The 9,778-nt window shown below is 71.0% G+C and carries 8 protein-coding genes; 3 read left to right on the forward strand and 5 right to left on the reverse strand.

Annotated elements, in window-relative coordinates; genetic code table 11:
- Positions 1-107: 107 nt before the first annotated feature.
- From ACF1CT_RS16175 to ACF1CT_RS16195, 5 genes are all read right to left on the reverse strand, one after another.
- A complete protein-coding gene (locus ACF1CT_RS16175; RefSeq protein WP_391784454.1) occupies positions 108-3,263 on the reverse strand; it encodes an efflux RND transporter permease subunit in 3,156 nt (1,051 codons plus the stop codon).
- A 165-nt stretch (positions 3,264-3,428) separates the two neighbouring features.
- A complete protein-coding gene (locus tag ACF1CT_RS16180; RefSeq protein ID WP_391784455.1) occupies positions 3,429-4,124 on the reverse strand; it encodes a response regulator in 696 nt (231 codons plus the stop codon).
- On the reverse strand, positions 4,121-5,377 hold the full coding sequence (locus ACF1CT_RS16185; RefSeq protein WP_391784456.1) for a sensor histidine kinase: 1,257 nt from the start codon (positions 5,375-5,377) through the stop codon (positions 4,121-4,123). The genes ACF1CT_RS16180 and ACF1CT_RS16185 overlap by 4 nt, the downstream gene beginning before the upstream one ends.
- Positions 5,378-5,559: 182 nt before the next feature.
- Complete coding sequence (locus ACF1CT_RS16190) at positions 5,560-5,838, reverse strand: hypothetical protein (RefSeq protein ID WP_391784457.1); 279 nt, start codon at positions 5,836-5,838, stop codon at positions 5,560-5,562.
- 9 nt (positions 5,839-5,847) lie between these two features.
- Entirely contained in the window at positions 5,848-6,627 is a 780-nt protein-coding gene (locus ACF1CT_RS16195; protein ID WP_391784458.1) for a PspA/IM30 family protein, read from the reverse strand.
- 295 nt (positions 6,628-6,922) lie between these two features.
- On the opposite strand from ACF1CT_RS16195, the gene ACF1CT_RS16200 reads away from it, so the two are divergent.
- From ACF1CT_RS16200 to ACF1CT_RS16210, 3 genes are all read left to right on the forward strand, one after another.
- A complete protein-coding gene (locus ACF1CT_RS16200; RefSeq protein WP_391784459.1) occupies positions 6,923-7,522 on the forward strand; it encodes a DUF3043 domain-containing protein in 600 nt (199 codons plus the stop codon).
- Positions 7,523-7,617: 95 nt separating this feature from the next.
- On the forward strand, positions 7,618-8,373 hold the full coding sequence (locus ACF1CT_RS16205; protein WP_391784498.1) for a class I SAM-dependent methyltransferase: 756 nt from the start codon (positions 7,618-7,620) through the stop codon (positions 8,371-8,373).
- 143 nt (positions 8,374-8,516) lie between these two features.
- Positions 8,517-9,617 carry a S1C family serine protease gene (locus ACF1CT_RS16210; protein ID WP_391784460.1) on the forward strand — a complete coding sequence of 367 codons (1,101 nt, stop codon included), beginning with the start codon at positions 8,517-8,519 and terminating at the stop codon, positions 9,615-9,617.
- Positions 9,618-9,778: the final 161 nt, after the last annotated feature.

Genomic DNA, 9,778 nt, shown 5'->3' on the forward strand with positions numbered 1-9,778 from the left:
CGACTCGGCGAGCCGGGCGCCCGTGCAGCGCTCAAGCAGCAAGCGGAAACCCGAGGGGCCTGTCCCACACGCGCGTGTGGGACAGGCCCCTCGTCATGCCGGTCAGGTCAGGCCTTCACGGGCTCGGGCTCCTCGGAAGGGGTCTGCGCAGGCTCCGCCGGGGCCGGCGCACCGGCCTTCTTGGCGCGCTTGTCCGCCTTCTTCTTCGCGCGGCGCTCCTTGCGGAGTTCGACCATCGCGTAGAGCGTCGGCACCAGGAGCAGCGTCAGCAGAGTCGACGTGATCAGACCGCCGATGACCACCACCGCGAGCGGCTGCGAGATGAAGCCGCCCTTGCCGGTGACGCCGAGCGCCATCGGGAGCAGGGCGAAGATCGTCGCGAGTGCCGTCATCAGGATCGGACGGAGTCGGTGACGGCCGCCCTCGACGACCGCTTCGACGACGCCCATGCCCTGGGCCCGGTACTGGTTGATCAGGTCGATCAGCACGATCGCGTTGGTGACCACGATGCCGATGAGCATCAGCATGCCGATCATCGCCGGTACGCCCATCGGGGTGCCGGTGAGGACGAGCAGGCCGATCGCGCCGGTGGCCGCGAACGGGATGGAGACCAGCAGGATCAGCGGCTGGATGAGGGACCGGAAGGTCGCCACCAGCAGCATGAAGACGATCGCGATCGCGGCCAGCATGGCGAGGCCGAGCTTCAGGAACGCGTCGTCCTGGTCCTGGGAGACGCCGCCGATGCTGGCGGTGGCTCCGTCCGGGAGCTTCAGTGCGTTGATCTTCGTCTGGAGCGTGGCGCTGATCGCGCCGGTGTTGTCACCGACCGGGCGGGCGGTGACGGTCGCGGCGCGCTGACCGTCGATCCGGGTCATCGAGACCGGTCCGGGGACCAGTTCGACGTCGGCGATCTGGCCCAGTTCGACCGCTCCGAGGGAGAGCTTCTTCAGCTCGGCCATGGTGGTGGCCGGGTGGGCGGACGTGATGACGACATCGCGCTCGGTGTCGTTCATGGTCGCCTTGCCGGCCGGGGTGCCGTGCACCGCTCCGGCGACGACCGCGCCCAGCATGGCCTGGTCGAAACCAGCCCCGGCGGTCTTCTCGTTGGCCTTGACGGAGATCCGCGGGATGCTCTGTGCGAGGTCGCTCCGGACGTCGGTGACGTCCTTGATCTTGGCGACCTCGGCCCGTACCTGCTCGGAGGCCTTCTTCAGCACGTCCGCGTCGGCGGCCTTGACGACGACGCTGAGGTCCTGGCTGCCGAAGCCGCCGTCGGCGGAGATGGCGGTGTCGCCGATGCCGTCGAGCTTGCCGAACTCCGTTTCGAGGCGCTTCTGCACGGCCTCGGCGTCACCGGCGTCCTTCAGGGTGATCTGGTACGAGGCCTGGTTGGCCCCCGTGCCGCCGCCGAACGCCGCCATGAAGCCGGAGGAGCCGACGGTGACCTGGTAGTCCTTGATGGCCTTGTCGCCGGTGAGGACCTTCTCGACCTTCCTGGCCGCCTCGTCGGCCGCGGCCAGGCTGGTGCCGGGCTCCAGCTTCTGCTTGATGGAGAGGACTTCCTGCTCGCCCTGGTCGAAGAAGTTGGTCTTCAGCAGCGGGGCCATGCCGAAGGTGCCGAAGAGCACCACGAAGGCGATGACGATGCTGGTGACCCGTCGCCGGGTGGCGAAGCGCAGCACCGGGACGTACAGGCGCTGGAGCCTGCTGCGGGCTTCCTTCTCCTCCGCCTGGCGGCGGGCCGTGTCCGGGTCCTCGACGGTGCCCTTCGGGGCGCGCAGGAACCAGTACGACAGGACGGGGACGACGGTCAGCGAGACCAGCAGGGACGCCAGCAGGGCCGCGGTGACGGTCAGTGAGAACGAGCCGAAGAGTTCGCCGACCATGCCGCCGACGAGTCCGATCGGCAGGAACACGGCGACCGTGGTGAGGGTCGAGGAGGTGACCGCGCCGGCCACTTCCTTGACCGCGGTGATGATCGCCGACTGGCGCTCCTCGCCGTAGCCGAGGTGGCGCTTGATGTTCTCCAGGACCACGATCGAGTCGTCGACGACGCGGCCGATCGCGATCGTCAGCGCGCCGAGGGTGAGCATGTTGAGGGAGAGGTCGCGGGTCCAGAGCACGATCAGCGCGAGGACCACGGAGAGCGGGATCGAGACCGCCGTGACCAGGGTGGAGCGCAGCGAGGCGAGGAAGAGCAGGATCACCACGACCGCGAAGACCAGGCCGAGGGCGCCTTCGGTGGTCAGGCCGGAGATCGCCTCGGAGACGGCGGGGCCCTGGTCGGTGACGACGGTCAGCTCGGCGCCGGAGCCGAGGTCCTTGCGCAGGTCGGGGAGCTTGTCCTTGACGGCGTCCGAGATGGCGACGGCGCTGCCGTCCTTGTCCATCGTGGCGACGACGGCGAGGCTCGGACGGCCGTTGGTGCGGGTGATGGAGACCGCGGTGGACGGCTGCTGCTTCACGGTGGCGACGTCACCGAGCCGGACCGGCTCGCCGGACTTGCCCGTGCTCTTGTCCTTCGGGACGATCCGCAGGTCCTCGATCTGCTTCAGCGAGGTGTAGGGGCCGCCCACCTGGACGGTGCGGCTCTTGCCCGCCTCGGAGAAGGAACCGGCGGGAACGGTCGCGCCGCCCGACCTCAGCGCCTCGGCGAGCGTCGCGGTGTTCAGACCGGCCCCGGCGAGCTTCTTGTCGTCGGGCGTGACGGAGACCTGGATGTCCCGCACGCCGTCGACGGAGACCTGGCCGACGCCGTCGATGTCCTCAAGCGCGGGGACGACGGTGCGGTCCAGCTGGTCGGCCAGCGCCTGCTGGTCCTTGTCGGAGGTGACGGCGAGGACGACGGTCGGGATGTCGTCCGTCGAACCGGCCACGACCTGCGGGTCCACGGTGTCGGGAAGCAGCGAGCGGGTACGGTTCACCGCCTGCTGGATGTCGGCGACGAGCTGCTTGGTGCCCTCGTCCCCGAAGTCGAAGGACGCCATGATGACGGCGTTGCCCTCGCCGGCGGTCGAGGTGATGCCGGTGACGCCGTTGACCGCCTTGATGGCGTTCTCCAGCGGCTCGACCACCTGCTTCTCGACCACATCGGGGGACGCGCCCTGGTAGGGGGCGAGCACCGACACCATCGGCAGTTCGATGGTGGGCAGCAGCTGCTGTTTGAGCTGCGGTATCGCGATCGCTCCGAAGACAAGGGCGACGATCGAGATCAGTCCGATCAGGGCCCGTTGCGCGAGGCTGAATCTGGACAGCCAGGACATGGGTGAGGTCTCTCCTCTGTGGCTTGCGCGGCAGATGGGCGGGTGACTGGGGGACAGACCCGGCCCACATACACAATCGCTCATCGACAGGGCCGAAAGCCTCGGCCCCAGGTCGCTTTCCGCGACCGCGCATACCGCAGGTGGAGTACGCCCCGTCTCCACCCCTCACTCCACCCTGGGGCGCACCAGACCCGATTCGTACGCGATGACCACCAATTGTGCCCGGTCCCGGGCGCCCAGCTTCGCCATGGCCCTGTTCACATGGGTCTTCACGGTGAGCGGGCTGACGGCGAGCCGCTCCGCGATCTCGTCGTTGGAGTGCCCGCCCGCCACCAGGACGAGCACCTCGCGCTCCCGGCCGGTGAGCGCGGCGAGCCGCTCGGAGTACGCCGCGGAGCCCGGGCCGTCGGCGTCCGAACTGCCCCCCTGCGCGAGGAAGGTGGCGATCAGCCCCTTGGTCGCGGCCGGGGAGAGCAGCGCCTCGCCTGCCGCCGCGACGCGGATGGCGTTGAGCAGTTCCTCCGGTTCCGCGCCCTTCCCGAGGAAGCCGGACGCCCCGGCCCGCAGCGACTGCACGACGTACTCGTCCACCTCGAAGGTGGTGAGCATCACCACCCGTACGTCCGCCAGTTCCGGATCGGCGCTGATCAGGCGGGTCGCGGCGAGCCCGTCCGTGCCCGGCATCCGGATGTCCATCAGCACCACGTCCGGGTGGTTCGAACGGGCGAGTTCCATGGCCTGCGCGCCGTCCGCCGCCTCGCCGACCACCTCCATGTCGGCCTCCGAGTCGACCAGCACCCGGAACGCGCTGCGCAACAGCGCCTGGTCGTCGACGAGCAGCACCTTGATGGGCGGTGTCATGCGTTCTCCCCCGTCCGGCCCGCCGTGCCCGGCTCCTGGGGCTCTGCCGTCCGGGCCTCGACGGGCAGGATCGCATGCACCCGGAACCCGCCGCCGTAGCGGGGCCCGGCGGTGAGGGTTCCGCCGAGTGCGGTGACGCGTTCGCGCATGCCGAGCAGGCCGTGGCCGCCGCCGTCCACGTTGTGGCCGCCGCCGGTGCCGTTGTCGATCACGGTGATCTCGGCGGTGGTCCCGACCCGTACGACGCTGACCTCGGCCCTCGCACCGGTCCCGGCGTGCTTGCGGACGTTGGTCAGCGCCTCCTGGATGACCCGGTACGCGGCGAGGTCGACGGCCGCGGGCAGCGGGGAGCCGCGGTCGGTGCAGGCCACCTCGACGGGGAGTCCGGCCCGCCGCACGGTGTCCACCAGTGCGTCGAGGACCGCGAGCCCGGGGGCCGGTTCGGTCGGCGCCGCCGGGTCGCCGGACTGCCTCAGCAGTCCGACCGTGGCCCGGAGTTCGTCGAGCGCGCTGCGGCTCGCCTCCCGGACGTGGGCCAGCGCCTCCTTGGCCTGGTCGGGCCGCCGGTCCATGACGTGGGCGGCCACCCCGGCCTGCACGTTGACCAGCGCGATGTGGTGGGCGACGACGTCGTGCAGGTCGCGCGCGATCCGCAGCCGCTCCTCCGCGACACGGCGCCGGGCCTCCTCCTCACGGGTCCGCTCGGCGCGTTCGGCCCGCTCCCTGATGGCGTCGACGAAGGCGCGCCGGGAGCGGACGGCGTCCCCCGCGGCGCAGGCCATGCCGGTCCAGGCGAAGACGCCGAAGTTCTCCTGGCTGTACCACGGCGGTGCGCCCAGGCACATGGCGGTGGCCGTCAGCGCCGCGGTGGTGAGCAGACCCACCCGCCAGGTGGTGGGCCGGTCGGTGCGGGCGGCGACCGTGTACAGGGCGATGACGGTGCTCATCACCGCGGGTATCGGCGGGTCGGTGACCATCAGTTCGACGACGGTCAGCCCGGCGGTGACGGCCAGCACCGCCATGGGGTTGCGGCGCCGCCAGACGAGCGCCACGGCGCCGAGCACCATCATGAACACGCCGCTCGGATCGGGACTGCGGGAACCGAGGGCCGTGTCGTCCGGCGCGCCGGGGTGGACGAACAGCCCGATGATCATGGAAACGAGCGCGGCCAGCGCGAGCGCGGCGTCCAGCGCCAGGGGATGGCCGCGCAGCCAGTGCCGGGCACGCAGCACGCCCGTTCCGAGGGTGGTCACGTCAAGCCACGTTACGGCGTGTCGCGTGCATTCCGTCCGGGTGGTTCGATCAGGCGGCGGACGGCGGACCGGGGCGGCCCTCCACCGGACACGACGGCGGCCCCCGGACGCACCCCGCCCCGGGTCCGGCGAACCGGGCCCGGGGCGGGGCTTGGTGCGGGTGCTGGAGTGCGAGAGGTGCGTCAGCCCGGGATCAAGCCGTCGTCACGGAGCATCGCGCGCACCTCTTCGAGCGTCGCGTCGGGCGACGGCAGGATCAGCTCGGACGGTTCCAGGGAGTCGTCCGGCAGCGGTGTGCCGAACTCGCGCACGCTGGCCAGGAGCGCGTGGAGGGTGGAGCGGAAACCGGTACCGTCACCGCTCTCGATCTCGGCCAGCAGTTCGTCATCGAGCCTGTCGAGCTCGGCGAGATGACTGTCGGCCAGGGCGACCTGGCCCTCCCCCATGATCCGTACGATCATGACGCTGCCTCAACTCTTGTCGAACTTGTGCGGGGACTGCGACGACTGCTGCTGGGCGGCGTCCTGCGGGCCGCCCTCGATCGCCTGCTGGGCGGGGCCGCCGGCCAGCTCGGCCTTCATGCGCTGGAGCTCCAGCTCGACGTCCGTGCCTCCGGAGATCCGGTCCAGCTCGGCGGCGATGTCGTCCTTGGCCGTTCCGGACGGGTCGTCCAGGGCGCCGGAGGCGAGCAGTTCGTCGATCGCGCCCGCCCGGGCCTGGAGCTGCTGGGTCTTGTCCTCGGCCCGCTGGATCGCGAGGCCGACGTCGCCCATCTCCTCCGAGATCCCGGAGAAGGCCTCGCCGATCCGGGTCTGCGCCTGGGCGGCGGTGTAGGTGGCCTTGATGGTCTCCTTCTTGGTCCGGAAGGCATCGACCTTGGCCTGCAGCCGCTGGGCCGCGAGGGTGAGCTTCTCCTCCTCGCCCTGCAGCGTGGAATGCTGCGTCTCCAGGTCGGTGACCTGCTGCTGGAGCGCGGCACGCCGGGAAAGCGCCTCGCGTGCCAGGTCCTCGCGGCCGAGCGCGAGCGCCTTGCGGCCCTGGTCCTCCAGCTTGGACGACTGCCCCTGCAACTGGTTCAGCTGCAGTTCCAGCCGCTTGCGGGACGTGGCCACGTCGGCAACACCGCGGCGCACCTTCTGAAGCAGCTCCAGCTGCTTCTGATACGAGTAATCGAGGGTCTCGCGCGGATCCTCGGCCCGGTCAAGGGCCTTGTTTGCCTTCGCGCGGAAGATCATCCCCATACGCTTCATGACACCGCTCATGGGCTTCGCGCGCCCCCTTCTGACGGACTGAGCTCCAGCACTCCAACAGAACCCACAGTACGGGCCCTGCCTCTATTACCGCACTGTTCGAGCACGGATGTGCTCCTCCCCAAGGACGACTGCGGCCGGTCACCGCTCCGGCCCAGGGAGTAGGCGACGGCCCGGTGAACCGGCGCGACACCTGTGCGGAACCCATGGTGACACCTGTGAGGACGCGGTCCGTTGCCGGATCGTTCCCGACCGGCCTGGGGGTGCGGCGATCGACCCCGTACCCTTGGGCCTTGTGTTCCGTAGCCGTTCGAAGGAAGAGAAGGCGCCCACCGACAAGGTGACGGCGGACCTCTCCAAGCAGCCCCGCGACCCGCAGGCACCCAAGGGTCGCCCCACCCCCAAGCGCAGCGACTCCCAGTCGCAGCGCCGTCGCGCCTCCAGCGGCGCGCCGCTGGACCGCAAGGAGGCCATGAAGCGGCAGCGCGAGGCTCGCCGCGCCGATCTCGCCAGGCAGCGCGAGGCGCTCGCCAACGGCGACGAGCGCTATCTGCCGGTCCGCGACAAGGGCCCGGTGCGGCGCTTCGTCCGCGACTACGTGGACTCGCGTTTCTGCGTCGCGGAGTTCTTCCTGCCGATGGCAGTGATCATCCTGGTCCTCAGTGTGATCCAGGTACGGAACATCCAGAACATCTCGCTCCTGCTCTGGCTCTTCGTGATCGTCCTGATCGTGGTCGACTCGGTCGGTCTGTCGTTCCGCCTGAAGAAGCAGCTGAAGGAGCGCTTCCCCGACACCCCCAAGCGCGGCGCGGTCGCCTATGGGCTGATGCGTACGCTTCAGATGCGTCGGCTCCGGCTGCCGAAGCCGCAGGTCAAGCGCGGAGAAAGGCCCTGAGCAGAGACATCTCCGGCTCGTCCGGCGGCGCGCCCGCCGGTTCGCCGGGCGACATCGTTCCCGTGAGCGGTTTCTCGGGGGCGTCCTCGGCGTGGCTGAAGGGACTCGGCGGGCTGCGCAACACGGTGCGCCAGGAGCTCGTCGCCCGACAGCTCGACGAGCAGATCGCCGCCCGTTTCCCGGTCGGTCAGCGACTGCGCATCCTCGACGTCGGGATGGGGCAGGGCACCCAGGCGCTGCGCCTGGCCCGCGCCGGGCACACCGTGACGGGGCTGGAGTCCGAAGCCGAGATGCTGCGGGTGGCCCGTGAGGCGCTGGGCGGCGAGCCCGCGGGCATCCGGGAGCGGGTGCGGCTGATCGAGGGCAACGGGCTGGACACCGGGGTGCACTTCCTGCCGGGCAGTTTCGACGTGGTCCTCTGCCACGGTGTGCTGATGTACGTCCGGGAACCGGACGCGCTGCTGGCCGGGCTGGCCCGGATGCTGGCCCCCGGCGGGCTGCTCTCGCTGCTCGTGCGGAACGCCGACGCGCTGGCGATGCGGCCCGGGAACGCCGGGGACTGGGACGCGGCGCTGTACGCCTTCGACACCGACGCGTACACGAACCGGCTCGGTCTCGCGGTGCGGGCCGACCGGCTGGACGCCCTGACGTCCACCCTCGCGGGGATCGCGGCGCCGCTGCACGCCTGGTACGGGGTGCGCGTCTTCACGGACAACGTGAACAACGACGTGGAACTGCCCGCCGCCACCGAACTGGAGCGGATCCTGGCCGTGGAGGACCGGGCCGGCAGGACCGATCCGTACCGCCGGGTGGCCGCCCTGCTGCATCTCTGCGGCGTACGGGGAGGCTGACGCTCCCCACGCGTCACGGCCCGTTCCGCCCTTCCCGCCTTCCCGGTGGCGGGCCGGGCGGGGTGCGGGCGCCGGGCCCTCCGCGTCACCCGGTCGGCCGATCACAGCGGGCCGCCGCCGGGGCCGGAAGCAATGATCCGGACATGGACGCAATCCACTCCCGCCGCCGTGTGCATCGGCTGCTGCTGCCCATGACCGCAGGTGCCTGCGCGATAGCCCTGGTGAGCGGCTGCTCGGGCGCGAACACCGGTTCGCAGGAGTCCGGCGCCACCACCACGCCGGCCTCGTCGCGACAGGGCTCCGTCTCCCAGGCCGCCGCCGGCACCGACCTGCAGAGCCAGTACGAGACCGTGATCAAGAACGTGCTGCCGTCGGTCGTACAGATCGAGGCGGCCGAGGGCCTGGGGTCCGGTGTCGTCTACGACGCCAAGGGCCACATCGTCACCAACGCCCACGTGGTCGGTGACACGAGGACGTTCAAGGTCACGACCGCCACCGGAGAGAAGACGCTGAGCGCCTCGCTGGTGGCCACCTATCCGGAACAGGACCTGGCCGTCATCAAGCTCGGCGCCGTGCCGAAGGGGCTGAAACCGGCGAAGTTCGGCAACTCGGACAAGGTCGAAGTGGGACAGATCGTGCTGGCGATGGGCTCACCGCTCGGGCTGTCCTCCAGCGTCACGCAGGGCATCGTCTCCGCGGTCGGCCGGACCGTCAGCGAGGAGCGCACCGGCGGTGGCACGGGCGCGACGATCGCGAACATGGTGCAGACCTCGGCGGCGATCAACCCGGGCAACAGCGGGGGCGCCCTGGTCAACCTGAACAGCGAGGTCATCGGCATCCCGACGCTGGCGGCGACGGACCCCGATCTGGGCGGCAGCGCGGCGCCGGGAATCGGGTTCGCGATCCCGGTGTCGATGGTGAAGACGGTCGCCGACCAGATCATCAAGAACGGCCGGGTCATCGATTCGGGCCGGGCCGCCCTGAACATCACCGGGCGCACGGTCGTCGACCAGAACTACCAGCCGGCCGGGGTGGCCCTGGTCAGGGTGGGCAGGGGCGGGGCCGCGGAGAAGGCGGGCCTGCGGCCGGGCGACATCATCACCGGGATCGGCGACATGCCGGTCACCACGATCACCTCCCTGTCGGAGGCACTGGCCTCGGACAGGCCGGGGCAGAAGGTCACGGTGACGTACCTGCGCGACGGGGAGCGGAAGACGGCCCAGGTCACGCTGGGCGAGATCTGACGGCCGCCGGGGTCTCCCCCGGCAGGAAAAGCCGGACACGCCCCAGGGCGTGCGCCCCCGGACCGGCCGGGGGGGGGGGGGCCGGGGGGGGGGGCCCCCCCCCCCCCCCGCCCCCCCCCGCCGGGGGGCCCCCCCCGGGCCGCCCCCCCGGTGGCCCGGGG

The sequence above is a fragment of the Streptomyces sp. NPDC014734 genome, assembly GCF_043083325.1.
In the GTDB taxonomy this organism is placed as follows: domain Bacteria; phylum Actinomycetota; class Actinomycetes; order Streptomycetales; family Streptomycetaceae; genus Streptomyces.